The 25,706-nt window shown below is 71.3% G+C and carries 23 protein-coding genes; 4 read left to right on the top strand and 19 right to left on the bottom strand.

Going from position 1 to position 25,706, the window contains the following annotated elements; translation table 11 throughout:
* Positions 1-482 precede the first annotated feature (482 nt).
* Entirely contained in the window at positions 483-3,230 is a 2,748-nt protein-coding gene (locus ACLJK8_RS01400; protein ID WP_413148167.1) for a glycosyltransferase, read from the top strand.
* Positions 3,230-5,068: a glycosyltransferase family 2 protein gene (locus tag ACLJK8_RS01395; RefSeq protein ID WP_413148166.1), complete on the top strand. Its 1,839-nt coding sequence runs from the start codon at positions 3,230-3,232 to the stop codon at positions 5,066-5,068. Before ACLJK8_RS01400 ends, ACLJK8_RS01395 begins: the two co-directional genes overlap by 1 nt.
* Positions 5,069-5,082: 14 nt before the next feature.
* Here the strand turns inward: ACLJK8_RS01395 and ACLJK8_RS01390 are convergent, their stop codons facing one another.
* From ACLJK8_RS01390 to ugpB, 6 genes are all read right to left on the bottom strand, one after another.
* On the bottom strand, positions 5,083-5,688 hold the full coding sequence (locus tag ACLJK8_RS01390) for a class I SAM-dependent methyltransferase (protein WP_413148165.1): 606 nt from the start codon (positions 5,686-5,688) through the stop codon (positions 5,083-5,085).
* Positions 5,689-5,786: 98 nt separating this feature from the next.
* Positions 5,787-6,407, bottom strand: coding sequence for a class I SAM-dependent methyltransferase (locus tag ACLJK8_RS01385; protein ID WP_413148164.1), 621 nt, complete (start codon positions 6,405-6,407; stop codon positions 5,787-5,789).
* Positions 6,408-6,510: 103 nt separating this feature from the next.
* Positions 6,511-7,563: a sn-glycerol-3-phosphate ABC transporter ATP-binding protein UgpC gene (gene ugpC, locus ACLJK8_RS01380; protein WP_413148163.1), complete on the bottom strand. Its 1,053-nt coding sequence runs from the start codon at positions 7,561-7,563 to the stop codon at positions 6,511-6,513.
* The gene (ugpE, locus tag ACLJK8_RS01375; protein WP_413148266.1) at positions 7,563-8,411 is read right to left on the bottom strand and encodes a sn-glycerol-3-phosphate ABC transporter permease UgpE; all 849 of its coding nucleotides are present in this window, start codon (positions 8,409-8,411) and stop codon (positions 7,563-7,565) included. Before ugpE ends, ugpC begins: the two co-directional genes overlap by 1 nt.
* Positions 8,412-8,427: 16 nt before the next feature.
* Positions 8,428-9,309, bottom strand: coding sequence for a sn-glycerol-3-phosphate ABC transporter permease UgpA (gene ugpA, locus ACLJK8_RS01370; protein WP_413148162.1), 882 nt, complete (start codon positions 9,307-9,309; stop codon positions 8,428-8,430).
* 82 nt (positions 9,310-9,391) lie between these two features.
* Positions 9,392-10,699 carry a sn-glycerol-3-phosphate ABC transporter substrate-binding protein UgpB gene (ugpB, locus tag ACLJK8_RS01365; protein ID WP_413148161.1) on the bottom strand — a complete coding sequence of 436 codons (1,308 nt, stop codon included), beginning with the start codon at positions 10,697-10,699 and terminating at the stop codon, positions 9,392-9,394.
* Positions 10,700-10,860: 161 nt separating this feature from the next.
* Between ugpB and ACLJK8_RS01360 the strand changes: the two genes are divergently transcribed.
* Complete coding sequence (locus tag ACLJK8_RS01360) at positions 10,861-11,643, top strand: SDR family NAD(P)-dependent oxidoreductase (protein ID WP_413148159.1); 783 nt, start codon at positions 10,861-10,863, stop codon at positions 11,641-11,643.
* 31 nt (positions 11,644-11,674) lie between these two features.
* On the opposite strand, the gene cobF is transcribed toward ACLJK8_RS01360, so the two are convergent.
* From cobF to cbiE, 6 genes are read right to left on the bottom strand one after another with little or no spacing between them, the layout of a single operon-like run.
* Complete coding sequence (gene cobF, locus ACLJK8_RS01355; RefSeq protein ID WP_413148158.1) at positions 11,675-12,427, bottom strand: precorrin-6A synthase (deacetylating); 753 nt, start codon at positions 12,425-12,427, stop codon at positions 11,675-11,677.
* Positions 12,424-13,185, bottom strand: coding sequence for a uroporphyrinogen-III C-methyltransferase (gene cobA / locus ACLJK8_RS01350; protein ID WP_413148157.1), 762 nt, complete (start codon positions 13,183-13,185; stop codon positions 12,424-12,426). Before cobA ends, cobF begins: the two co-directional genes overlap by 4 nt.
* The gene (locus ACLJK8_RS01345; protein WP_413148155.1) at positions 13,182-14,489 is read right to left on the bottom strand and encodes a cobyrinate a,c-diamide synthase; all 1,308 of its coding nucleotides are present in this window, start codon (positions 14,487-14,489) and stop codon (positions 13,182-13,184) included. Before ACLJK8_RS01345 ends, cobA begins: the two co-directional genes overlap by 4 nt.
* Positions 14,486-15,268: a precorrin-4 C(11)-methyltransferase gene (gene cobM, locus ACLJK8_RS01340; RefSeq protein ID WP_413148154.1), complete on the bottom strand. Its 783-nt coding sequence runs from the start codon at positions 15,266-15,268 to the stop codon at positions 14,486-14,488. Before cobM ends, ACLJK8_RS01345 begins: the two co-directional genes overlap by 4 nt.
* Complete coding sequence (locus tag ACLJK8_RS01335; RefSeq protein ID WP_413148153.1) at positions 15,265-15,642, bottom strand: cobalamin biosynthesis protein; 378 nt, start codon at positions 15,640-15,642, stop codon at positions 15,265-15,267. Before ACLJK8_RS01335 ends, cobM begins: the two co-directional genes overlap by 4 nt.
* A gap of 24 nt (positions 15,643-15,666) precedes the next feature.
* Entirely contained in the window at positions 15,667-16,878 is a 1,212-nt protein-coding gene (cbiE, locus tag ACLJK8_RS01330; RefSeq protein ID WP_413148265.1) for a precorrin-6y C5,15-methyltransferase (decarboxylating) subunit CbiE, read from the bottom strand.
* A 43-nt stretch (positions 16,879-16,921) separates the two neighbouring features.
* Here cbiE and ACLJK8_RS01325 point away from each other — a divergent pair, with 43 nt between their 5' ends.
* Entirely contained in the window at positions 16,922-17,668 is a 747-nt protein-coding gene (locus tag ACLJK8_RS01325) for a cobalt-precorrin-6A reductase (protein WP_413148264.1), read from the top strand.
* Here the strand turns inward: ACLJK8_RS01325 and cobJ are convergent.
* From cobJ to ACLJK8_RS01290, 7 genes are read right to left on the bottom strand one after another with little or no spacing between them, the layout of a single operon-like run.
* A complete protein-coding gene (gene cobJ / locus ACLJK8_RS01320) occupies positions 17,644-18,390 on the bottom strand; it encodes a precorrin-3B C(17)-methyltransferase (protein WP_413148152.1) in 747 nt (248 codons plus the stop codon). The genes ACLJK8_RS01325 and cobJ overlap by 25 nt on opposite strands.
* Positions 18,387-19,160: a precorrin-2 C(20)-methyltransferase gene (locus ACLJK8_RS01315; protein WP_413148151.1), complete on the bottom strand. Its 774-nt coding sequence runs from the start codon at positions 19,158-19,160 to the stop codon at positions 18,387-18,389. The genes cobJ and ACLJK8_RS01315 overlap by 4 nt, the downstream gene beginning before the upstream one ends.
* Positions 19,157-19,786 (bottom strand): precorrin-8X methylmutase, encoded by a 630-nt coding sequence (locus ACLJK8_RS01310; protein WP_413148150.1) that lies wholly within the window; start codon positions 19,784-19,786, stop codon positions 19,157-19,159. The genes ACLJK8_RS01315 and ACLJK8_RS01310 overlap by 4 nt, the downstream gene beginning before the upstream one ends.
* Positions 19,786-20,964 carry a precorrin-3B synthase gene (gene cobG, locus ACLJK8_RS01305; RefSeq protein ID WP_413148149.1) on the bottom strand — a complete coding sequence of 393 codons (1,179 nt, stop codon included), beginning with the start codon at positions 20,962-20,964 and terminating at the stop codon, positions 19,786-19,788. The genes ACLJK8_RS01310 and cobG overlap by 1 nt, the downstream gene beginning before the upstream one ends.
* Positions 20,961-24,206 carry a cobaltochelatase subunit CobN gene (gene cobN / locus ACLJK8_RS01300; protein ID WP_413148148.1) on the bottom strand — a complete coding sequence of 1,082 codons (3,246 nt, stop codon included), beginning with the start codon at positions 24,204-24,206 and terminating at the stop codon, positions 20,961-20,963. Before cobN ends, cobG begins: the two co-directional genes overlap by 4 nt.
* Positions 24,207-24,213: 7 nt before the next feature.
* On the bottom strand, positions 24,214-25,257 hold the full coding sequence (gene cobW, locus ACLJK8_RS01295; protein ID WP_413148147.1) for a cobalamin biosynthesis protein CobW: 1,044 nt from the start codon (positions 25,255-25,257) through the stop codon (positions 24,214-24,216).
* Positions 25,254-25,658 carry a DUF1636 family protein gene (locus ACLJK8_RS01290; protein ID WP_413148146.1) on the bottom strand — a complete coding sequence of 135 codons (405 nt, stop codon included), beginning with the start codon at positions 25,656-25,658 and terminating at the stop codon, positions 25,254-25,256. The genes cobW and ACLJK8_RS01290 overlap by 4 nt, the downstream gene beginning before the upstream one ends.
* Positions 25,659-25,706 lie beyond the last annotated feature (48 nt).

The following is a 25,706-nucleotide window of genomic DNA, read 5'->3' as shown; positions in this document are numbered from 1 at the left end:
TAGTCCTCCGGGTTTAATGCCGGTCTATCCGGACCCACGGCCGGCTCGGGAAAATGCTAACAGATTCGCATTTCGTTTCTGAAATCACATCATATGGTTGCGACAATTTGCTCACATCTCCATCAGCACGCCGCCAGCCCGCTCCCGGGCGAGGCTGGCGCGCACCCGTCAAGGTGGCATCCATCCCGTGAGGCGCGGTCCGGCCGGGTTTCATGCTGATACACCGCTTGATCCCGGCACTGCCGGCTCGCGCATCGCAGGATGTGTTCCGAAGCGGGAGCAAGGCCCCGCCTGAAATGGGCTGAACTCTCGGTTCGACCGTCGCCTGCGATCGTCGGTGATCGGCAAGCGAGCACAGGTCGGTTCTGGACACCGCGGTTGGGATGGCTGAAAAGGGACCGAACTCCCGGTCCGCCAGCGCGAAGACGCAAGACGAATCAGCCAAGGGCCGGAGCCCCGCGAGGCAGCAGTCGAGGACGACGATGAGCATCACCCCAGCGCCGGCCGACTTTGGGACGTCGCAGGACAAGGGCCGTTCCCGGGAGGCCCGCGAGGCCGGGCGCGGCGAGGTCAAGCACGGCGAGGCGGGTGCGGACGCGGCGGGTGCGGACGCGGCTGGGGACACCGGCTACCAGGACGATCTCGCGCGCGCCGAGGCCATGGAGCGGGAGCAACGCCGGCGCGACGCCGAGGTGATCGCGCTCCGGGCGCATATCTCCGAGGTCGAGAACCGGCACGCGCGCCTGCTGCGCTCGACCAGTTGGAAGCTCGGCGCGCGGCTCAGCGGGCTGATCCCCGGAGCCGACAGGGCCGAGAGCGCCGCGAAGTTCCGTCCGCGGTTCCGGAAGTACCGGCCGCCCGGCTATGTGGTCAGCCGTTCGCCCGAGAAGATCGACCGGCTTCTCGCGTCCGCCCGCGCCGGGTTTCCCGAAGCGGCGCTCGCCGATCTCGCGCGGCTCCGGGACAACTGGAAGGCGAGCGATCCGGTGCGCGGGCTCTGCGAGCGGGCGATGGTCCTGATCGACGGCGAGTCGCCCGATCCCGCGATCCGCGCTCGTGCTCTGGCACGTCTCGACACGCTCCGCCACTGGGGGGGCGAGGCGCAGGACGGCGCCGAGATCGCCTTCCTCGCCCGCGCCATCGCAGCGACCCTTCCGGATGCGGGAGCCGGGGAGGCGGATCGGTTCGCGATCAATGCCTGGTTGAACCCGGAGCTGATGCTGCTCGGACGGCCGGGCGCGGTCGATCCGGCCACCCGGATCGACGAAATCGCCCGCGCGCTCGGGGTTCTCGCCGGCGTCGGGCTCAGGCGAGCCGATCCGGACGGACCGGCGCGGCTCGACAATCTCGCCGCCGATATTCCGGCCGGCAGCGTTGGCGGTGCTCGCGTCAGCGTCATCCTCGTCGCCCATGCCGCCGGGATGATCGCGACGGCCCTGCGTTCGCTTCGCGCGCAGAGTTGGCGCGATCTCGAGATCCTCGCGGTCGACGACGCGACGACGGACGAGACCGCGGCGGTTCTCGCCGAGGCGGCGGCGGCCGATCCCCGGGTGGTGCCGATCCGATCCGATACGCCGCTCGGCCTCTACGCGGCGCGCAATCTCGCGCTCTCGCGCGCGACCGGCGATCTGGTCGCCTGTCTCGACGCGGCCGCCTGGGCGCATCCGGCGCGCATCGAACAGCAGGCGCGCGCGGTTCTGAAATCGACGAGGACCATCGCGGTCCGGACCGCGCGGCTCCACGCGACGGAGGATCTGCGCTTTGTCCGCGCCCCCTTCGCGACGACGCTGACCGAGCCGGACCCGGCGGGGCTCATGTTCCGGCGCGCGCCGGTCCTCGAACGGGCGGGGTTCTGGGACGCGGTCGAGCTTGGCGGTGACGAGGAATTCGCCGCGCGGCTGGAAGCGATCTTCGGCGGGAAGGCGATCACCACGCACGCGGCACCGCTCACCATCACCCGGGTGAACGAGGATTCCCCGGCGGTGACGCTCGACCGGGGTGCCGGGCGGGCCTATGCGCGGCTCTTCACCGGCCATCATCAGGCGATGACGGAGAAGGGCAGGGATACGACGGCGGCCCGCGTCGCCTGGCCGCCGGAGGGCACGCGCCTCTTCGCGACACCCTCCCTCATCCTCACCGGCCAATCGCGCCGGGGCGAGCACTACGACGCGGTGCTGATCTCGGACTTCCGCCATGTCGGCGGCACGACGGCCTCGAACCATCAGGAGCTGCTGGCGCAGGTGCGCGCGGGCGTTCGGACGGCGGTCGTGCAGGTCAACCGCTACGGCTACGATGTCGACCGCGGCGTCAACGCGGAGATTCAGGCGCTGATCGACGAAGGGAAGATCGACGAACTGACCGAGGGCGACAGCGCGGCCGCGGATGTCGCGGTGATCCGCTTCCCGGCGATCTTCCACGAGCCGCAGCGCCACCTGCCGGAGATCCGGGCCGGCGGGCTCCGCGTCGTCGTGAACCAGACGCCGCGGCGCATGGCGGGGGAGGCGCCCTTCTACGACATCCACGCCGCGCGGCGGCATATCGAGACCTGGCTGGGCCAGCCCGGCGACTGGGTGCCGATCGGGCCGCAGGTGCGCGACGGGCTGACGCTCGACGGTGATGGCGACCTCCTGACCAGCGAGGACTGGTTCAACATCATCGACGTCGATGCCTGGGCGGTCGAGCGTCCGACCTGGCAGGATTCGCGTCCGATCATCGGCCGCCACGGCAGGGACGCGGTCGAGAAATGGCCGACGAAGGCCGGGCCGATCCGTGCCGCCTATCCGGACGACGGGTCGATGCGCGTGCGCGTGCTCGGGGGCGCCGCGATCCCGGAGAAGATCCTCGGGACCAAGCTTCGGAACTGGGAAATGCTGCCCTTCAATTCGGTGCATCCGCGCGAATTTCTCGCCTCGCTCGATTTCTTCGTCTTCTTCCCGCATGAGGAGCGGATCGAAGCCTTCGGGCGCACGATCATCGAAGCGATGGCCTCGGGCTGCCTCGTGATCCTGCCGCGTGTCTTCGAACCGCTCTTCGGCGAGGCCGCGCTCTATTGCGAGCCCGAGGGGGTCCAGCCGCTGGTGAACCGCTATTTCGCCGACCGCGCCGCCTATGTCGCGCATACCGCGCGCGCCTCCGCGATCGTGCGCGACCGCTTCGGCTACGAGCAGCATGTCGCGCGGCTGCGGCGGGCGATGCGGCCCGTGCCGGCCGCCGCCTCGGAGATTGAATGATGCCCGCCCATCCCACCGCTCCGACCGCGCTCGACCGGGACCTGCTTGACGAAAGACTCGCCGCGCTCGAGGAAGCCCGGAGCGCGACCGAGGCCGAGATCGCCGAGCTTCGCGCCTATGGCCGCTCCGTCGAAGCGCATCACGCCGCCGCCCGCCGGAGTTTCGGCTGGCAGGCGACCGAGCCGATGCGGCGCGTGGTCCAGCGCATCCGCCGCCGCCCGGCCGAGCGGTTCGAGCCGCGCATCGAGGCTGGCCGGCTCGCGACCGAGGAGGAAGCGCGCCGCGAGGAGACGCTGCGCGCGATCCATCATCTCTGGGGCGGGCTCTCGTCCACCGCGGCCCCGGCGCTCGAGCGGATCGCGGCCGATCCCGGCTATGCCTGGGGCGACCGATACGACGCGCTGACGAAGCTCTCCGCCTGGTATGCCTTCGCCGGGGACTGGGAGCGGGCGCTCGCGACCTGCCGGGCGGTGGAGGGCCTGCCGAGACAGCGCGACATCGCCGACCGCTACATGCGCGAAGGTTTCATCCTCGACGCGATGGGCGACCGCGACGGGGCCCGGCACGCCTTCGGCAAGCTGGTCCGGCAGGGTGGCGGCGTCGACGCCGACGCGGTGCTCGCGCTTGCGAATTACGAGGCGGAGGACGAGGCGCGGCTCGCGGCGGTGAACGGCGTGCTGACCCGCGCGGGGCTGGCGCCGATCCGGCGCGCGGACCGCGACCGACCGCTCGGTTTCGACAATCTCACGTCGAACGTTCCGGCCGCGGCGTCGGATCAGGGCCGGGTCAGCGTCGTCGTGCCCTGCTACAACGCCGAGGCGAGCATCGGGATCGCGCTCCGCTCACTCATGGAGCAGAGCTACCGCGATCTCGAAATCATCGTCGTGGACGATTGCTCGACCGATGCGACGGTCGCCCGCGCGGAGGCGCTGGCGGCGGCGGACCCGCGCATCCGCGTCATCCGCCAGGGCACCAATGCCGGCGCCTATGCCGCGCGCAACCGCGGGCTCGCCGTCGCGAGCGGGGCTTTCGTCACGACGCATGACGCCGACGACTGGTCGCATCCGCAGAAGATCGAGCGGCTGGTGGCGGCGTTGGCGAAGAAGCCGAAGCTCGTCGGCGCCTGCTGCTACTGGGTGCGCGCCCGGGCCGATCTGCGCGTGACGCCGAACTGGCGGATCGGCCGACGGATACTGTTCTTCAGCCATTCCTCCTTCCTGTTCCGGCGCGAGATCGCCCATGAGCTCGGGCCCTGGGACCCGGTCAGGGTCGGGGCCGACGCCGATTTCATTACCCGCGCGCGGGCGGCGAAGGGCGAGAAATCGGTGGTGACCATCCTGCCTCAGGCGCCGCTCGCCTTCGCGCTCGACGCCGATAGCTCGCTGACGCGGACCAGGGTCACGCATGCGCGGAGCGTTCATTTCGGCCTGCGCCAGATCTATCACGCCGTGGCCCGCGCCGATCGCGAACGCCCCGGCGGCCCGGCGCTGACCGACTGGCGCTGGCGCCACGCGGCGGTGCCGCCGGAGGCGCTGGGCCGGGTCGAAGGGCCGGTCGAACTCGATTTCCTGCTGATCGGCGATTGTACCGATCCGGCGATCCTCGCGGGGATGCGCGCCGAGGTCGCCGCGCATCCAGGCGCCAAAATCGGGATCTTCCACTGGCCGGCCTTCTCCGCGCCGCCGCGCGATCTGCCCAACGCCCATGCGATGCTGATCGCGGGCGAGGGGATGCGCGCGATCCTGCCGGGCGCGAAGCTCAGGCTGGCGTCGCGGGTCGGGATCTTCTTCGGCGAGGAGCATCCGCCGGTCGACGGGCCGTTCGAGCTCGTGCCCTGACCGGCGCGTTCCGCTCAGTCGATGGGCGGGCGTGCCGAGTGGCGGATCTTGGCATCGAATACCCGTTTCGGGTCGGGATCGTAGATCGCGAACATCCGCGCGCCGGTGCGCTTCTTGAAGGGCTCGCGCACCACGAGGTGGTAGTTCGGCTCCCGCCCGAACCATTTCACGACCTTGTCGAGATCGACCGGGTCGTTCACATGCGTCTTCACGAGCCCCTTCGGCCATTTGTACGGCACCGAGATCAGGAGCAAATCGCCGATCTCCGTCAGGCGCTTCGCGAAAGCCTCGACCTCGGGCACGTGTTCAAGCACCTGCATGCAGGTCACGAGCTCGAATTTCCGGCCCAGATCGGTGTCGAGCAGGTTGCCCTTGATCCCCTTCACCTTCCCTGATTCGTAAGGGTAGTCGAGGTCGATCGAGACCCGGTCGGGAATCCAGTCGAACCATTCGAGATAGGGCACGTTCCCGGAGCCCACGTCGATCATGCTCCTGGCATTGGGACCGAGGCAGCGGATGAAGAACTTGAAGTACTGATAGTAGAGCAGGTCCATCCGGTCGCGCCAGTAGGCGCCCGTGCCATAGCTCTCGATGCCGCCCGCGGGCTTCTGTCCGGCCATCGCCTCAACCTCTTCCGTCCGGTTGTCCCTGTCCGGCGCGCACTCCTCCACTTTCCCGCGGGAGAGGCAAGGCCGGGCGCATCACGCTTCCCGTGGCGTCAGTCCGCCAGCGGCCGGGCGGTATGGCGGATCTTCGCGTTGAAGACCCGCTCCGGGTCCGGATCGTAGATCGCGAAGAGCCGGGCGCCGGCGCGTTTCACGAAAGGCTCGCGCACGATCATGCTGTAGTTCGGCTCCCGCCCGAACCAGCGCGACAGTTTCTTCAGATCGACCGGGTCGTTCACATGGCCCCGCGTCTGCCCCTTCGGCCATCGGAACGGCACCGAGACCAGCAGCAGATCGCCGATCTCCGTCAACCGCCGCGCGAACCGCTCCGCGTCTGGGATATGCTCCAGCACCTGCATGCAGGTCACGAGATCGAAACGCTGGCCGAAATCGAAGGTGAAGAAATCGCCTTCCAGCCCTCGCACCGTCTCCGACTGATAGGGATGGGCCTTGTCGAAGGAGACGCGATCCGGAATCCAGTCGAACCATTCGAGATAGGGCGCGTTGCCGGAGCCGATGTCTATAAGGCTCTTCGCATTCGGGGCGAGGCAGCGCACGAAGTACTTGAAATACTGATAGTACATGAGGTCGGTCCGCTTGCGCCAGTAGGCGCCGCTCTCGTAGTACCCCTTGCGGGTTCCGCCCGTCCGCGTTCCCGCGCCATCCGCTGCCATCCGTTCCTGGCTCCTTCCTCCGCCGTCGCGGCGGATCATTCCCGATCGCCGCGCCGATCGCAATGGCCCGCCATCAACCCCGACAGCAATGTCATCAGCAATGTCAGGGGATGCGCCGCCCGGTCGCCGGATCGAAGAAATGCGCGAGCCCGGGGACGGGGACCGCGCCGACGCGCTGGCCGGGGGTGAGCGCCTGCTTGCCGGGTACGCGCAAGACGATCGTGCCGCCGCCGGGCGCCGCCGCATGGGCGAAGGCATCGGCGCCGAGGAGTTCGACGGCCTGCACGGTCAGCGGCAGGCCCTCGCCCTCCGGCGCCGCTTCGAGATCCTCGGGGCGAATGCCGACGAGCACATCGGCCGCGGGCGCGGCGCGGCCGAGCGGCAGGTCGACGCCGCCAAGGCGCACGCCGCGCTCGGTGCCCTCGGCGGGCAGGATGTTCATCGCGGGCGAGCCGATGAAGCCCGCGACGAAGGTGCTCGCCGGTTCCAGATAGATCTTCATCGGCGCGTCGATCTGTTCCGCGCGGCCCTCGTTCATCACGATAAGCCGGTCGGCCAGAGTCATCGCCTCCACCTGGTCATGCGTCACATAGAGCGCGGTGGTCCCGACCGAGCGTTGCAGTTCCTTGATCTGCAGCCGCATCTGCACCCGGAGCTTCGCATCGAGGTTCGAGAGCGGCTCATCGAGCAGGAAGGCCGCCGGCCCGCGCACCAGCGCCCGGCCCATCGCGACGCGCTGCCGCTGACCGCCGGAAAGCTCGCGCGGCTTGCGGGCGAGGAAGGGCGTCAGTTCCAGCATCGCCGCCGTCGCTTCGACGCGCGCGCGCAACTCCGCGCCCCGGACGCCCGAAATCCGGAGCCCGTAGGCCATGTTGTCGAAGACGCTCATGTGCGGATAGAGCGCGTAGTTCTGGAACACCATCGCGATGTCGCGCGCGCGCGGCTCCAGATCGTTCACCGCCCGCCCGGCGATTTCGATCGTCCCCGAGGTGATGGCTTCGAGCCCGGCGACCATGCGGAGCAGCGTGGACTTGCCGCAGCCGGAAGGGCCCACGATCACGACGAATTCGCCATCGGCGATGTCGATCGAGACGCCGTGGATCACCTGCGTCGGGCCGTAGGACTTGCGGACATCCCTGAGCGAGACGGTTGCCATTACTTTTCGGTCTCCACGAGGCCCTTCACGAACCACCGCTGCATCAGCACGACGACGAGGATCGGCGGCAGGATCGCGAAGACGCAGGTCACCATGACGAGGTTCCAGGGCGTGTCCGCGTCGGCGAAGGAGATCATCTTGCGCAGCGCGATGATGATCGTGTTCATCGAATTGGAATTGGTCACCAGCAGCGGCCAGAGATACTGCGTCCAGCCATAGATGAAGGTGATGACGAAGAGCGCCGCGATATTGGTCGCCGAGAGCGGCAGCACGATATCCTTGAAGAACCGCCAGGGTCCCGCGCCATCGACGCGCGCCGCTTCCAGAAGCTCGTTCGGGATCGTCAGGAAGAACTGCCGGAACAGGAGCGTCGCCGTCGCCGAGGCGATGAGCGGCAGGATGAGCCCCGCGTAGGTGTCGATGAGGCGCAGGTCCACCATGACCTTGTAGGTCGGCAGGATACGCACCTCGACGGGCAGCATCAGCGTGATGAAGATGAGCCAGAAGAACACCATGCGGAGCGGGAAGCGGAAGAAGACGATGGCATAGGCCGACATGATCGAGATCGTGATCTTGCCGAGCGCGACCGCCATCGCGACGAGCGTGGTGTTCCAGAGGAGCCGCCCGACGCCGACTCCACCGATCCGGCCGACGCCGCCGCCGATCGCATCCGCGTAGTTCGCGACCGCCTCGCCGCCCGGCAGCATCGGCAGCGGCGGGCGCAGGATGGTCTGCAGCGAATGCGTCGAGGCGACGGTGACGTAGTAGATCGGGAAGGCCACGACGATCACGCCGATCACCAGCAGGAAATGCGCGACCCACTGCCCCGAGCGGCTGGCGCCGACCATGCCCTGATCGCGGGCGTCAGCCATAATGCACCCTCCGCTCGATGTAGCGGAACTGGATCGCGGTCAGCGCGATCACGATCGCCATCAGGATCACCGACTGCGCGGCCGAGGTTCCGAGCCGCAGGTTCACGAAGCCGTCGTTGTAGACCTTGTAGACCAGCGTCTCCGTCGCCTTGCCGGGCCCGCCGCCGGTGACGGCATGGATGATCCCGAAGGTGTCGAAGAGCGCGTAGACGGTGTTGACCACGAGCAGGAAGAAGGTCGTGGGCGCCAGAAGCGGGAAGGTGATGGTCCAGAACCGCCGCGCGCCGCCCGCCCCGTCGATCGCCGCCGCTTCGAGGAGCGATTTCGGGATCGCCTGCAGCCCCGCGACGAAGAAGAGGAAATTGTAGCTGATCTGCTTCCAGGCCGCCGCGCCGATGACCAGGATCATCGCATGCGTGCCGTTCAGGACCGGGTCCCAGGCGATGCCAAGCTGGCGGAGCGGCCAGGCGAGCGTGCCGAAGGAGGGGTTGAAGAGAAAGAGCCAGAGCATCCCCGCGATCGCCGTCGCCACCGCGTAGGGCCAGATCAGGAGCGTGCGGTAGACGCCCTTGCCGCGCACGAGCTTTTCCGCCTGCGTCGCGAGCAGAAGCGCGATCGCCATCGAGAGGAAGGCGGTCCAGGCCGAGAAGACCAGCGTCACCTGGAAGGAGTTGAGCCAGGCCGGATCGTTCAGGACCGCGCGGAAATTCGCGAGACCGACGAATTGCGACGAGAGGCCGAACGGGTCCTCGCGCCGCGTCGATTGCAGCATCGCCTGACCCGCCGGCCAGTAGAAGAAGACGAGGCTGATCGCGAGCTGTGGCGCTACGAGCAGATAGGGCAGCAGCTTCTGTGGGAAGGTCGCGCGGTTCATGGCAACTCCGGGCCCGGTTGGCCTCGCCCGGCGCTTCGCCGGGTATATCCGGCCCCGAAGGGCCGGAGAGGCATCGCGCGCCTCAGTTCCCGAGCGCCGACTGGATGGCGGCGTTGCCACGCTCGACGGCGTTGTCGAGCGCCTCCTGCGCGGTCTGTTCGCCGGCGAGCATCCGCTCGAATTCCTCGTTCTCGATGTCGCGAACCTGCGGCAGGTTGATGAGGCGGACGCCCCTGGAATTCGCGGTCGGCTCCTTGCCCATCATCTGGGTGATCGGCGTCTCGCGCCCCGGGTTCTCCTCGTAGAAGCCTGAAGCCTTGGTCGCCTCATAGGCCGCCATCGTCACCGGCAGGTAACCCGAGGTCTGGTGCAGGTATTCCTGAACCTCCGTCCGCGACAGGTATTCGAAGAAGGCGGCGATGCCCTGGTAGGTCTCGTCCGACTTGCCGCCGAAGACCCAGAGGCTCGCGCCGCCCGGGATCGTGTTCTGCGGGGCGCCCTCGGCCTCGGTGTCATAGGGCAACTGGCCGATGCCGTAGTTCATGCCGGATTTGACGATATCGCCGAGCCCGCCCGAGCTCTCGGTGAAGATGCCGCATTCGCCGGCGAGAAAGATCTGCTTCGCCTCGGAGGTGCGGCCGCCGTATCGGAAGGTGCCGTCCTTGGCGAGATCGGCGAGTTCCTGGAAATGGTTCGCATAGAGCGGCGCGTTGATCTGGAGTTCCGCGTCCCCGCCCGCGAGACCGTTCTCGTTCGTCGCATAGGGCGTGTTGTTCCAGGCGGCGAAATTCTCGAGATGGATCCAGGTGAGCCAGGTCGATGTATAGCCGCAGGGCGCCGCCCCCGATTCCTTGATGGTCTTCGCCATTTCCCAGACCTCGCTCCAGGTCTTGGGCGGCGTGTCCACGTCGAGCCCGGCCTTCTCGAAAATGTCCTTGTTGTAATAGAGGATCGGCGAGGAGGAGTTATAGGGAAAGCTCAGCATCGTGCCGTCGGGCCGCGAATAATAGGCGACGATGCCCGGCAGATACTGGCTCTTGTCGAAGGTCAGGCCTGCGTCCTCCAGCACCTCGGCCACCGGCTTCACCGCGCCCTCCGCGGCCATCATGACGCCGGTCCCGACGTCGAAGACCTGGATGATGTCGGGCGCCTGACGCGCGCGGAAGGCGGCAATGCCGGCGTTCAGCGTCTCGGGATAGGTGCCCTTGAAGACGGGCATCACCGCGTAGTCCGACTGCGCCGCGTTGAAATCGGTGGCGATCTTGGTCACCACCTCGGCGTTCGCGCCGGCCATCGCGTGCCACCAGCTGATCTGGGTCTGGGCCTCGGCGGGCAGCGTCCCGGCGGCGCAGGCGGCGAGCGCGACGGCGAATATCTGGCCTTTGTCCATAATGTTCTCCCTTGAGGTTCAACTCCGGTCTCCGCCGGATAGCGCGGGGATGTGACCGTTCCGAGACGGTTCCGCGCCGCGATGCTCCGGCTTTTCGGTCTTCGCCGCAAGCCCTTGAAGTGTATGAAGGAGCAAATGCCGCGGACGAGAGGAGACGGATCGTGGACGAAGCTGGCGAGACACCCGTTCTGGTCACGGGCGGCGGGATCGGGATCGGGCGGGACATCGTGCTCACCTTCGCGCGGGCGGGGCGTCCGGTCGCCTTCTGCCATCAGGACCCGGAGGACGCCGCCGCCGAGACCGAACGCCTCGCGCGCGACGCCGGCGCCGAATGCCTCGCGATCCGCGCGGATGTGAGCCGGCCCGCCGAGGCGGACGCGGTCTTCGCGCGGGTCGGGGAGCATTTCGGCCGCCCCGCCGAGGTGCTCGTCAACAACGCGGGCATCCAGGTCTGGTCGAGCCTGCTCGATCACGCCGACGCGGACTGGGACCGGGTGATCGGCGTGAACCTCTCCGGCACCTTCTACATGACCGCCCGTTTCGCCCGACGGCTTTCGGCGGCGGGGCGTCCCGGCGCGGTCGTCAACATCGGCTCGGGCTGCAACAAGGTCGCCTTCCCGTCGCTCGTCTCCTACACCGCCTCGAAGGGCGGGGTCGAGCAGTTCACCAAGGTCGCGGCGGTCGAACTCGGGCCGCTCGGGATCACGGTCAACTGCGTCGCCCCCGGCGCGGTCGAGACCGAGCGCACCAAGGCCGAGGCGGCGGATTACGGCGCGACCTGGGGCGCGATCACCCCGATGCGGCGCGTGGGCCAGCCCGAGGATGTGGCGCGCGCGGTGCTCTGGCTCGCTTCGCCCGAGGCGCGCTTCGTCACCGGTCAGACGCTCTGGGTCGATGGCGGCCTCTTCGCCCAGGGCCCCTGGGCCTACGGCCGCGAAAGCTAGGGTGATCGCGGTTCCGGCTTTCCCGGGTCGTTCAAGCCTCCCGGTCCGTACCCCGGCGAAGGATGTACGTATCCATGATCCATCCGTGCCGCGCCCGCGCGTCGGCACGCGCGGTGACGATCTCCGGCCCGACGGTGGCGAGCGGCCCGGCGCGCAGCATCTGCTCAGGCATTCCCAGAAACGCGCCCCACCAGATCGAGACCCCGTCCGGATCGAGATGCCGGAACGCGCAGTCGCCGTCGAGCATCACCACCACGGTATCGGGCTCGTCTTCCGGCCAGCCCGCGTCGCGCAGCCGCCGGCCCGTCGTCGTCAGCACCGGCGCTCCGACGGCGTTGAGCGGAATTCCATGCGCGGCCGTCAAAAGCTGCGGCGCGGTCAGCCCCGGAACGACGGTGACGTTAAACCCGCCCGCGAGCCGCGCGATCCGAAGCGTCGAATCGTAGAGCGAGGGATCGCCCCAGACGAGCAGCGCGACCCTCCGGGCGTCGGGATGCGCGCCGATCGCCGCCTGCCAAGCGCGCGCGATCTCGGCATGCCAGGCATCGACCCCGGCGCGGTAGTCGGGCCGGGCGGCGTCCCGCTCCGGCAGGTCGAATTCGGCGGTCGCGGCCCCCGCCGAGTGCTCGGCGCGGATCGCGCGGCGGAGTTCCGCGAGATCGGCCTTCTCGGCACCCTTTCGCGGGATCAGCACGAGGTCGGCGGTGCCGAGCGCGCGGATCGCGGCGAGCGTCAGGTGCTCGGGATTGCCCGAGCCGATGCCGATCAGGGAGAGGTCGATCACGCCTGATCCTCGCCCTGCTCATCCCCGCCCGGCTCACCTTCGGCGAGCGGCCCGTAGAGGATCAGCGTCACCGGGATCGGACCCTCGGCGGGCGCGGCGAGGTCGCTCGCGAGCGCGCCGACCGTGGTCCGGCGCAGGCTCTGCGCCGGGGTCGAGACTGCCTCGGCGATCAGCGCGGGTGTTTCCGCCGGGAGGCCGCGGCCGACCAGAAGCCCCGCGAGCGCGGCGAAGGTCCGCCGCCCCATGTGGAGCACGGTTGTCGCGCGCGGATCGGCGAGGGCGGCGAGGTCGAGGTCGGTCGGCAGCCCGCCGGTAATGTCGTGGCCGGTCACGAATTGCACCCGCCGCGCGGTGAGGCGTCGTGTGAGCGGGATGCCGGCGGCGGCGGCGGCGGCGCAGGCCGAGGGCACGCCGGGGATGATCTCGTAGCCGATCCCGGCGGCACGGAGCGCGGTCAGCTCCTCCTCCAGCCGGCCGAAGATGCCAGAGTCGCCGGACTTCAGCCGCACCACCCGCGCGCCGCCCGAAGCATAGTCGACCAGCAGCCGGCTCACATGGTCCTGCTTCGGCGAAGGCCGTCCCGCGCGCTTGCCGACACCGACGAGATCCGCGTCCGGACGGGCATGGGCGAGGATCGGCCCCGCCGAGAGATCGTCGAACAGCACCGCGTCGGCGGCGCCGAGCCGGTCCACCGCCTTCAGCGTCAGAAGTTCCGGATCGCCGGGACCGGAGGATACGAAGGACACGAAACCCGTCATGCCTCCGCCTCCGCGATCAGATGGAAGAAGGTCCCCGTCGCGCGGCCCCGCGCCGATCCGGTCTCGGGCACTGCCGCGCCGGTCGCGTCCTCGACGCGGGCGAGGGGCGGGTCGGGCTGTTCGATCACCCGCGCGTAATGGAATTCATGCCCGCGCAGCCGGGCACCCGCCCCGTGGCCGGGCATCGGCCGGTCGAGCGTCGCGAGCCGGTAGCCGAGATGCATCCGCCGCTTCGCAAACGAGGTCACGAGGCCGAGCAGCCCGGCCATCTCATGCGCCGTCCCCTCCGCGTCGATCAGCGCCGCCCCCATCGCCATGTAGCCGCCACATTCGCCATGCACCGCCCGCGTCTCGGCGAAGCGCCGCAGACCGTCGCGAAACCGCGTGGCGGCGGCGAGCCTGCCCGCGTGCAGTTCGGGATAGCCGCCGGGGAGCCAGCAGCTATCGGCGGCCTCGGGCGGCGCCTCGTCGGCGAGCGGCGAGAAGGGCAGGAGTTCCGCGCCCGCCGCCCGCCAGCCCTGGACGAGATGCGGATAGGCGAATGAAAACGCCGCGTCGCGGGCGAGCGCGATCCGCTGGCCGGGCGGCGTCACCGGCGCCGCGCCGTCCTCCGGCAAAGTCCCCGCCGCCCCGGCGCGGATCGCTTGAAGATCGGCATGGGCGGCGACGAAATCGGCCAGCGCCCCGAGCCGCGCCTCGAGATCGCCGGTCTCGCCCGCCTGCACGAGCCCGAGATGCCGCTCGGGCAGCGCGAGATCCGGCGCGCGGGGCAGGGCGCCGAGCACCGCGATCCCCGCCGCTTCCATGCCGACGCGGGCCAGCGCCTCGTGCCGGGGGCTCGCGACCTTGTTCAGCACCACGCCTGCGAGGCTGATCCGCGGATCGAAGGCTGCGAACCCCGCTGCGACGGCCGCCGCCGATTGCGCCTGCCCGGAGATGTCGAGCACCAGCAGCACCGGCCAGCCGAAGCGCGCCGCGATATCGGCGGAGGCGCCGTTCCCGGTCTCGCCGGGGCGTGCCACGCCGTCGAAAAGCCCCATCGAGGCCTCCGCGAGGACGAGATCGGCGTCCGCGCCCGCCCCGGCGAGGGCGGAGAGCCGTCCGGGGCCCATCGCCCAGCTGTCGAGATTGACTGACGCCCGACCGGTCGCCGCGGTGTGGAAGGCTGGATCGATATAGTCGGGGCCGCTCTTGAACGGCTGGACGCGCAGCCCGTCGCGGGTCAGCGCGCGGGCGAGGCCGAGGGCGAGCGTGGTCTTGCCGCTGCCCGAGGCGGGCGCGGCGATGAGAAGCCCGGGTGTCATTCGGCCTCCGGGAAACGCGGGTTGGTGCCGGTCGGGCGGAAGCGGCGGTCGTAGCCTTCCGAATAGAGCGCGCTCTCGGCGAAATCATCCACGCCGAGCGCGGGGCCGACAAGGATCAGCGCGGTGCGGCCGGGCCCGCCTTCGCTCGCCGCCTCGATCGTCGCGAGCGTCGCGCGCACGATCCGCTGATCGGGCCAGGACGCGCGCCAGACCACGGCCGCGGGGCAACCGGCGCCATAGTGCGGCGTGAGCTCCGCCACCACGCGGGGCAGGACGTGGATCGAGAGATGGATCGCGAGCGTCGCCCCGGTCGCGCCGAAATTCGCCAGCGTCTCGCGCGGCGGCATCGCCGAGGCGCGACCCGAGGTGCGGGTGAGCACCACCGATTGCGCGACGCCGGGCAGCGTCAACTCGGCTTCGAGCGTGGCGGCGGCGGCGGCGAAGGCGGGCACGCCGGGCGTCACGTCGAAGGGGATGCCGAGCGCGCGCAGGCGGCGCAGCTGTTCGCCCATCGCCGACCAGACCGAGAGATCGCCGGAATGCAGCCTTGCGATGTCGTGGCCCGCCGCGTGCGCGGCTTCGATCTCCGCGATGATCTCGTCGAGTGTCAGCGGCGCCGTGTTCACGATCCGCGCGCCGGGCGGGCAATGGCCGAGCACGGCCTCGGGCACCAGGGAACCGGCGTAGAGGCAGACCGGGCAGGCGGCGATCAGGTCGCGGCCACGCAGCGTCAGCAGATCCGGCGCGCCGGGTCCGGCGCCGATGAAATGGACGGTCATGGGGCGGCCTCCTCGGTCAGTTCCGCGATCGCCGCGGTCGCCATCCCATCTGGCGCGACCGCGCGCGGCGCGACGAGCCGGGCACCGGGGCCGAGCGCGGCGAGGGCGGCCGCCTCCGCGAGACTGCCGGTGCCGCGCGCCGCCGCCACGCGGGGCGAGCGGGTGAGCGTGGTCTGGGCGGAGATCTCGGCGGCGGAGATCGCGCGGATCGGAAGCGCGAGCGCGGCGGCGAAGGCGCGAACGCTCTCCGTCCCGGCCTTGTCCTCGGCGGTTGCAAGGGCGGCGAGCCCCGCCGCGCCGCCCGCCGCGTCGAGCGCCGCCCGGAGCGAGTCCGCTTGCGCGCCTGCGCGGAATCCGAGGCCCGCGACTCTCATTGTGCGACTCTCATCGTGCGACTCTCATCGCGTCACGCTCCACTGGACGACGGGGCGCATCGGTTGCCAGCCGCGCATCCGGCCGAGCGGTTCGGCGTGGGAAAGCTCGATCCGGAGCAGCGTCCCGCGATGCCGGTCGGCGAGCGTGGTCAGGAGCGCCTCGGTTTCCAGAGTCACGGCATTGGCGACGATCCGCGTCCCTGGCGCGACGATCTCCCAGAGCCTGTCGAAGAGCGCCGCCGACCCGCCGCCGCCGATGAAGACCGCGTCGGGCGTCGTGAGCCCGTCCAGCGCCTCGGGCGCTCGCCCCTCGATGAGCCGGAGGCGGGTGTCGAGCCCGAAGGCCGCCGCGTTCGCCCGGATGTTCCCGGCGCGATCGGCACGGGGCTCGACCGCGCTCGCGCTGGTGCCGGGCGCGGCGAGCAGCCATTCGACGGAGATCGAGCCGGACCCGGCGCCGATGTCCCAGAGATGCTCGCCTGGCCGGGGGGCGAGCGCGGCGAGGGTGAGGGCGCGGACCGGCGATCTGGTGATCTGCCCATCGCTTGCGAAGCTCGCGTCCGGGAGGCCGGGCGCGCGGGAGAGGCCGGTGCCGCGCGGCGCCCGCGCGAGGTCGATCGCGGCGGCGACGGGCGCGGCGACGTCGGTCAGGGCGAAACCTTCGGCACTGCTCTGCCTGACCCGCTCGCGCGACCCGCCGAGCGCCTCCAGGATCGTCAGTTCCGTCGTGCCGAGGCCCCGCGCGACCAGCCAGGCCGCCAGTTCCCCCGCCGCCGCGCCGTCCCGCAGCGTGCAGATGATCCGTGCGCCGCGCGCGATATGCGGGCCGAGCCGGGTGAAAGGCGCGGCGTGGAGGCCGAGGCAGGCGGTGGTCTCGAGCGGCCAGCCGAGCCGGGCGGCGGCGAGCGAGAAGGCGGAGGGCGCGGGGTAGGCGCGCCATTCGCCCGGCGCGAGCCGTTTCGCGATCGAGGACCCGGCCCCGTGCCAGAACGGATCGCCGGAAACGAGCGCCGCGGTCGGCGCGCCCCGCAGCGCGAGCAGCGTATCGAGCGCGAAGGGTACCGGCCAGGGGCGCGCGCGAGTTTCTTCGATGCTCGCCAGCGCGAGATGGCGGGCGCCGCCGAACACCGCCTCGGCGGCGTCGAGCGCGGCGCGGCTTGCCTCCGGCAGCCCGGCGAGGCCATCCTCGCCGATGCCGATGATGGCGAGCCACGGCGCGAGGGGGAAATCGGTCATGTCGGACGAGGCCGGGGCGGTGGCGAACGTGACCGGATCAGCCATGGGCCGCGTCCTGCTGCTCGGTGGCACGAGCGAGGCCAACGCGCTCGCGGGAGCCTTGGCGGAGGCGGGCTGGCCGGCGGTCTATTCCTACGCCGGCCGGGTCGCGGCGCCACGCGCCCGCCCGCTGCCGGTCCGGGTCGGCGGCTTCGGCGGGGTCGAGGGGCTCGGCGCCTATCTCCGCGCGGAGGACATCGCCGCCGTGGTCGATGCGACCCATCCCTTCGCGGCGCGGATCAGCGCCAATGCCCGCGCCGCCTGCGCCGCCGAGGGCGTGCCGCTCATCGCCTTCGAGCGGCCCGCGTGGCGCGCGGGGCCGGGGGACCGCTGGATGCATGTCGCCGATCCCGCCGCCGCCGCGGCCGCGCTGCCGCCCGAGCCGACCACGGTGTTCCTCGCGATCGGCAAGCAGGGTCTCGCTCCCTTCGCCGCGCGTCTCGGGTACCGCTACCTGCTCCGCCTGGTCGATCCGCCCGAAAGCCCGCCGCTTGCGGGCGCCGCGGTCGTGATCGCGCGCGGTCCCTTCACCGTCGCCGGGGATCTGGCGCTCATGCGCGCGCATCGCGTGGGGCTCGTCGTCGCCAAGAATTCCGGCGGCGCGGGGGCGGAGGCGAAGCTGATCGCGGCGCGCGATCTCGGCCTGCCGGTCATCATGATCGACAGGCCCGCGAGCCCCGACAGGCGCGTGGCCGGGACCGTGGCGGAGGTGATGCGCTGGCTCGCTCACGAGGCCTGCCTCGGCGTATAGACATGGCCGACGACGCGGCGGGTCGCGGAACTGCCGATCAGAACGACGGTGCGCATGTCCGCCATTTCCGGCCTGGCCGCGCCGAGCGTCACCGTCTCGATCCGTTCCTCCGGTGTCGTCACCGCGCGGGCGAAGGTGACAAGCCGCTCCGGCCCGCAGGTCTCGCGCAAGAGATCGAGTGCGCGAGCGAACCCCTCGGGCCGCGCCTTCGAGCGGGGGTTGTAGAGCGCGATCGCGAAATCCGCCTCGGCCGCGGCGCGGAGCCGCCGTTCGATCAGCGCCCACGGTTTGAGATTGTCGGAGAGGTTGATCGCGCAGAAATCGTGCCCGAGCGGCGCGCCCGCGCGGGCGGCGGCGGCGAGCATCGCGGTGATGCCGGGGAGCACGCGGATCGGCAGGTGTCCGTAGTCCGGCGCATCCTCCAACGCAGCTTCCAGCGCCTCGAAGACGGCGGAGGCCATGGCGAAGACGCCCGGATCTCCGGAGGAGACGATCACCACCCGACGCCCCGCCGCCGCGAGGTCGAGCGCGAGCCGGGCGCGGTCAAGTTCCACGCGGTTGTCCGAGGCGTGGCGCGTCAGGCCGGGCCGCTCGGGGACGCGGGCGACATAGGGAAAGTAGCCGACGACATCCGTCGCCTCCGCCAGCGCCTCGGCGACCTCGGGCGTCACCAGCGCCTCCGCGCCGGGGCCGAGCCCCGCGATGGCGAGCGCGCCGGTCACGAGGCGCGCGCCGCCTCGGCGCGGAGCCGCGCCGCGCCGGGGCGGCGGCCCTGGCCGTGAACGAGCACGACGGCGAAATACGGGCAGTCGCCGGGATCGACCTCCGTGAGCCGCGCCACCCGCTCGTTCGGCATCGTGCCCCGCTCGACCAGCCAGGCGGCGTCGAGCCGCCCGACCGCGGCGAGCGCGCGGGTGAGCTTGCCGAGGTTGCGGCCGATCTTCAAGAAGACGAGCGCGTCGGCGCTCGCCGCGCGGCGGATCAGTTCCGCCTCCGGAAGCGTCGCGGGCAGGACGGAGAGCGCGTCGTCGCCCCAGGTGATCGGCACGCCCGTCGCGGTCCAGCAGCCCGACATGCCGGTGATCCCCGGCACGACCTCGACCGTCACCCGGCCCGTGAGCCGCCAGTGCAGGTGCATGAAGGAGCCGTAGAAGAACGGATCGCCCTCGCAGAGCACCAGCACATCCTCGCCCGCGGCGGCGATCCCGGCCAGCCGCTCCGCCTCGCGGTCGTAGAATTCGGTGAGCAGCGCGTCGTATTCCTCGGTGTCGAAGCGGATCTCGGTCGTCACCGGATATTCCATCGCGATCTCGCGCGCGTCGCTTCGGAGCATTCCCTCGACGATGCGACGCGCCTGACCGGCGCGGCCCGCCTTGCGGAAATAGGCGACGGTCGCGGCCGAGCGGATCAACCGGTCGGCGCGCACGCTCATGAGCTCCGGGTCACCCGGGCCGAGGCCGACGCAGATCACCTTGCCTGCCATGCCCGTCATTCCTTCTCACTCGCGAGCGCGTTCACCGCCGCGACGGTGATCGCCGAGCCGCCGAGCCGACCCTCGACAATGAGGCTGGGCGCGGGCGGATCAGCGAGCAGCGCCGCCTTCGATTCCGCCGCGCCGACGAAGCCCACGGGGCAGCCGATGATCGCCGCGGGCCGCGGGCAGGCTGGGTCCTCGAGCATGTTCAGGAGATGAAAGAGCGCGGTCGGCGCGTTGCCGATCGCAACAAGCGCGCCGGCAAGTCGTGGGCGCAGGATCTCAAAGGCCGCCGCCGAGCGGGTATTGCCCATCTCGCGCGCGAGATCCGGCACGCGCGGGTCGCGGAGCGCGCAGATGACCTCGTTCCCGGCCGGGAGCCGGGGCCGGGTGATACCCTCGCTCACCATATAGGCGTCGCAGAGGATCGGTGCCCCGGCATGGAGCGCCGCCTTCGCCGCCTCGGCCATGCCGGGGGTGAAGCGCACATGGCGTTCCAGCCCGACCATCCCGGCGGCGTGGATCATCCGCACCACCACCTTCTCCTCGGCGGGGGCGAAGCGGGAGAGATCGGCTTCGGCGCGGATCGTGGCGAAGGAGCGCAGGTAGATCGCGGCGCCGTCGGTTTCGTAGAGATGCGGCATCAGGGCGTCTCGAACAGGGGGCCGGGATCGGCCGCGATGGACTCTGGATCGCGCGGCTGGCCGGAGGGCCGCCCGGCGGCGGTGCCGTTCCGGACCGGCGCGAAACCCGCTTCGCCCGCGACGAGGGTTAATGGCGCGGGTCGCGGATGCGCGCAACCCTTCGCGCAGCCCGAGACGTGGAGGAAGCCGCCCGGCGGGACCTTCGGCGCCAGTGCGCGGGCGAGCGGCCGGGTCGGTGCGAAGGCGGAGGCGCAGCCCGGCGCGCCCGCGCAGGCGGCGACGCGGAGCAGGGGGCTCGCGGGATCGGTGACGAGGCCGGGAATGTCGGGGGCGCGGCCGAGGCAGACCGCGAGGATCATCCGCCACGGTGTGAGGCGCAGTTCAAAGCCGGTTTCCGCGAGCGCCACCAGCACCTCCGCGTCAAGCGCGCCGAAGGCGAAGGCGCCGAGCAGGCCCATGGTATGCGCTCCCGGCGGGGGCGGCCTCAGCGGCGCGGCGGGCGCGGTGTCGAGACGGAGCGGCGGAACGGCTCCCGAGCCGAGATGCCGCGCCATCCGCCCGCGCCCCTCCGGAGCGCCGCCCGAGTCGAGGAACCACCGAGTGAGGGTGAGCGCGGCGCGGGGCATCGCCGCCTCGGCGATCTTCACGCCGAGCGCCGCGCCATCGGGCCGCAGGATCAGCGCGCCTGAGGCCGCGCGTTCCAGCCGGATGTCCGCGGACGTGGTGGTTAGCACCGGACGGGGCCCGGTATCGACCGCGAAGCCGAATTTCGACGGCGGGGACGGCGCCTGCGCGAGCGCCGCTTCCAGCGCGGTGGCGAGCGCGTCGCAGGCGGGGGTCGCGAAGGGCGTGAGCATCACGTTGCGCCGCGCCTCGGCCTCTGGCGTCTCGTCCACGAGGCCGAGCGCGCGAAGGCCGTCGATCAGCCCCGGATGCGAGGCCGGGGTCACGCCCCGGATCTGCAGGCTGGCGCGTGACGACAGGTCGAGGAACCCGTTGCCATGCGCGGTGGCGAGGCGCGCGACACCGGCCGCCTGCGCCGGGGTGAGCCGCCCGAGCGGCGGGCGGAGACGCACGATCCAGCCGTCGCCCGATGCCATCGGACGCAGGGCGCCGGGGCACCAGCCTCGGACACGCGGTCCGGGCGCGGCCGCGGCGGAGTCCCCGGCGGAGATCACGGCCGATCCTCCAGCGCCGCGGCGATGGAGTTGCGCCGCGTGACCCAGAGCCCCGCGTCGCGCAGCCGCTGGAACCGGTCGCGGAGCGCGGCGAGCGCGGCCGGATTCTCGCGCGCCATGAAATCGACGATCTCCGCCCGCCCCAGCGTCGCCGCGTGATAGAGGTCGAAAAGATGCGGCGGCACCGCGCCCGCGAGATGGGCGAAGGCCGCGAGATGGTCGAGCGTCGCGGCGATCTCCGCGCCGCCCCGGAAGCCGTGCCGCGTCATCCCGTCCGCCCAGGCCGGATTGGCGGCGCGGGCGCGGACGACGCGGGCGATCTCCTCGCCGAGCGTGCGGGCGCGCGGATCATCGGGCCGGGTCGCGTCGAGATGGTAGAGCGCGGGAGATGTGCCCCCGAGCGCGGCGGCCGCGGCGGCGAACCCGGCCTCATGCGCGGCGTAGTCGGCGGCGAGCAGCAGGTCGGTCTCGACGAGATCCTGCGCGTGGACGAAAGCCTCCGCCGCGCCGACGCGGGCCTCCAGCCCCGCCCGATCGTGGCGCGCCTCGCCCGAGGCATCGAGCGCCCAGGCCGAGGCGGAGAGCCAGGCCTCGCCGGCCCGCGCGCGGCCCTCGGGCGTGTAATCCTCGATCGCCGCGCCGATCCCGAGCCCGTAGCTGCCGGGGCGGGGCCCGAAGACACGCGGGCCCTCCGCCCGATAGGGATTGTCCTCCGCCGCCTCGTCGCGGTCGGCGAGCGCGGCCGTCGCCTGGTCGAAAAGCTGCGAAAGCCCCGGAAAGACATCGCGGAACAGGCCCGAGACCCGGAGCGTCACGTCGATCCGCGGCCGGTCGAGCAGCGCGAGCGGCAGGATCTCGAAGCCAGAGACCCGCTGCGAACCCTCGTCCCATTTCGGCGCGAGCCCCGCGAGATGCAGCGCCATGGCGAATTCCTCGCCCGCCGTGCGCATCGTCGCCGACCCCCAGAGGTCGAGCACCAGGTTGCGCGGCCAGTCGCCGTGGTCCTGCAGGTGCCGCCGCAATAGTTCCTCGGCGAGCTTCACGCCCTGCGCATGGGCGGCGCGGGACGGAACCGCGCGCGGGTCGGTGGTGTAAAGATTGCGCCCGGTCGGCAGGACATCCGCCCGCCCGCGCCAGGGCGATCCCGCTGGCCCGCCCGGCACGAACCGCCCGGCGAGCGCGGCGAGCAGCCCGTCCCGCTCCCCCGGTCCCGGCTCGCCCCGGCCGTAGATATGCAGCCCGTCGCCGAACTGACTCTCCTTCAGGTCGCAGACGAAGCGGTCGATCAGCGGGATCGCCTCGGCGGGCGAGGCGGCCTCGGCGAGACCGATGTCCTCCTCGACGCCGCGCGCGCGCGCCTCGGCGCGGATGTCGGCGATCAGCCGGTCGCGTCGGGCGGGGTCGAGCCCGTCGGCGGTCGAATATTCGTCGAGCAGCGCCTCGAGCGGCAGAAGCTCCGGCGGGATCGCCGAGGCGGTCAGGGGCGGCGGCGCGTAGCCGAGCGTGACCGCGCCGATCCGCCGCTTCGCCTGCGCCGCCTCGCCGGGATCGTTGACGATGAAGGGATAGATGACCGGCACGGGCCCGATCAGCGCCTCGGGCCAGCATTCGCCCGACAGCGCGACGGATTTGCCGGGCAGCCATTCGAGCGTGCCATGCGCGCCGAGATGGACGAGGGCATGGATGCCCTGCGCCCGGAGCCAGAGGTAGAAGGCGACATAGGCGTGGCGCGGCACGCGGGCGAGGTCGTGATAGTCGTCGGCGCGGGTCCCGGGCTCGCCGCGTTCCGGCTGGAGCGCCACCAGCACCGCCCCGCGCCGCGTGGCCGCGAAACGGAAGGCGCCGTCCTTGACCGAAGGATCGTCTTCGGGCGCCCCCCAGGCCTCAGTGAGACCGGCGCGAAGCGCCTCGGGCAGCGCGGCGAGCGCGGCCTCGTAATCCGCGAGCGGGAAGGCCAGCGTTTCCGTCCCCAAGACCGGGGTGAGCGGCGCGCCGGGGCCGGTCGCGTAGCCCCGAGAAGCAAGATCGGCGAGGATCGCATCGGCGGAGGCGAGCGTGTCGAGCCCGACCGCGTGCGCCATCTGATCCGCGCGGCCCGGATAGGTCGAAAGCACCAGCGCCAGCCGCCGTTCCGCCGCCGCCGTCGCCCCGAGCCCGTGCCAGCCCGCGACGCGATCCGCGACCGCCTCGACGCGCTCGGGATCGGCGCGGTGCGCGAGGCGGGAGAACTGGAGGTAGGGATCGGGATCGGACGCCGCCTTGAAGCTCGCGACGCCGGCGAAGATCCGGCCGTCCACCTCCGGAAGCACCACATGCATCGCGAGATCAGCCGCCGAGAGGCCGCGCGCCGAGCCTTCCCAGTCCCGCCGCCGGGCGGTCGAGAGCGCGACCTGAAACACAGGGCAGCCCGCGGCGTCGAGCGGCGAGGCGCCATCGGCGCCTTTCGCGGAGAAGGCCGTCGCATTGACGATCGCCACCGGTGGGTCGGCGCGCAGATGCCCGCGCAGCCAGTCCGCCGAGCCCGGCGCCTTCAGCGAGGCCGCGAAAACCCCCTGCGCGTCGAAGCCGCGCGCCCGGAGCGCCGTGATGATCGCATCGACCGCGCCGGTATCGGCGGCCGTGAGATAGGCGCGGTAGAAGGTGACGAGGGCGCGGGGGCCGATGCTCTCGGGAAGTTCGGCGACAACGCCGCGCGCCGGATCGTAGAAGCCGTGCTCCGGCACCGATTTCGCGCCCGCGACCGGACCGGCGTAGAGCCCGGCGGCGAGCGAAAGCTGCGCCAGCGCCGCTTGCGCCGCGACCGCGCCGCCCTGGTCGCAGAGGAAGGCGAGCCGGCGGAGCGTCGAGACCGGCAGCGTCGAGACCTCGTCGAGCCGCGCATCCTCGCGCCCGTCGGCGGGCAGCACCGCGAGCGCGATCCCCTTGCGCCGCGCCAGATCCTGGACCGAGGCGAGCCCGTAGGACCAGTAGGCCTCACCGCCGATCAGCCGGATCAGGATGCCCTTCGCGCCGGAAAGCGTGCGCTCCACATAGGTATCGACCGAGAGCGGATGGGCGAGCGCCGAGAGATTGGCGAGCCGGAGCGCGGGCAGGGCGCCCTTCGCGCGGTGCCAGCCGGCCGCGAAGGCGCCGAGGTCGCTGTCGGAAAACGAGAGCGCGACGAGATCCGCCGGGTCCTGACCGAGATCGGTCGGGACGGCGGCTTCGTCGAGCCCGTGGCTTTCCCGAAAGACGACATGCATGGCGCGCTCAGGCCCCCGTTGTCTCCGCTTCCGCGCCGGAGAGCAGAATCGCGCGGATCGCGTCGGCGTCGATATCCTCCCGTTCGGCGATGACCACAAGGGCGGAGGTGCGCGGACCCGCGCCCCAGGGCCGGTCGTACTGCGTCCTGACCCGCTCGCCCACGGCCTGCACGAGCAGGCGCATAGGCTTGCCCCGGACCGCGACATGGCCCTTGACGCGCAGCGCTTTCAACTCGCGCGCGAGCCGCACGACCGCCGCCCTGATCGCCTCGGGCCCCGTGACCTCGGGGATCTCGATCACCACCGAGTCGAAATCGTCGTGCTCATGCTCGTCCTCGCCATCGTGATGCGAGGGGCGGGCGGCCAGATCCGCCTCCGCCGCCGCGTCGAGACCGAGGATCACGCGCGGGTCGATCACGCCTTCGCTCACCGTCAGGATCGGCAGCGGGCGCGGCAGTTCCGCCGCGATCGCGATCTTCGCGGCCTCGACGCCCTCGGGGCCAGCGAGATCGGCCTTGGAGAGCAGCACCACGTCGGCGCAGGCGAGCTGGTCCTCGAAGACCTCGGAAAGCGGCGTCTCATGCTCCGGCGCATCGGCGGGCACGCTCGTGTCGGGCGCGAAATGCCCCGCCGCCACCGCCTCGGCGTCGGCGACGGTCACGACGCCGTCCACCGTGATGCGCGAGCGGATCGCGGGCCAGTCGAAGGCTTTCAGAAGCGGCTTGGGCAGCGCCAGCCCCGAGGTCTCGATCACGATGTGATCCGGCCGCTCGGGCAGCGCCAGCAGGCGCTCCATCGTCGGAATGAACTCGTCCGCGACCGTGCAGCAGATGCAGCCGTTCGCAAGCTCGACGATATTGGCTTCGGGGCAGTTCTCGTCGGCGCAGTCGCGCAGCAGCTCGCCATCGACGCCGACGGTGCCGAATTCGTTGACCAGCACCGCGAGCCGGCGCCCGCCGGGATTGGTCATCAGATGCCGGATCAGCGTGGTCTTTCCGGCGCCGAGAAAGCCGGTGACGATGGTAACGGGGATCTTCGCGAGATCGGTCATAGCGGTTCCAGTCTGAGGGGTGGCACCCGGGCGATCGCATTGCGCCGGAAGATGAGCGGGCGTTCGCGCCAGGGGACCAGCCCATCCGCGGTGGCGGCATAGGCGGCGGCGCCCGAGAGGATCGCCGGCGGGTCGGCTTCCGGGTCGAGATTGCCGTAGACATAGGTCCAGCGGCCCGGTCCGGTCAACGCCACCGCGCAGCCGTTCGAACAGGCCGAGAGGCATTCGACGGCGCGAAGCCGCATGCCCTCCGGCAGTGCCCCCTTCGCGAGCGCGTCATGCATCGCGGCCCCGGGGCGATGACCGTTCGCGGGAACGGGCGCGTCGGCGCGGCGGCAGGTGACGCAGACGAAGAGCGTCGTCCCGGTCTCCTGCGAAGCGCCATCAGCGGTCTCGTCCATCGCCTCACCTCGGTTCTCGAAGCGGTCGGGGCATGAGATCCAGCGCGG

Source organism: Amaricoccus sp. W119, from assembly GCF_047275745.1.
GTDB lineage: Bacteria > Pseudomonadota > Alphaproteobacteria > Rhodobacterales > Rhodobacteraceae > Amaricoccus.
The sequence above is the reverse complement of the archived record's forward strand: the minus strand, read 5'-3'. Positions and strand labels throughout refer to the sequence as shown.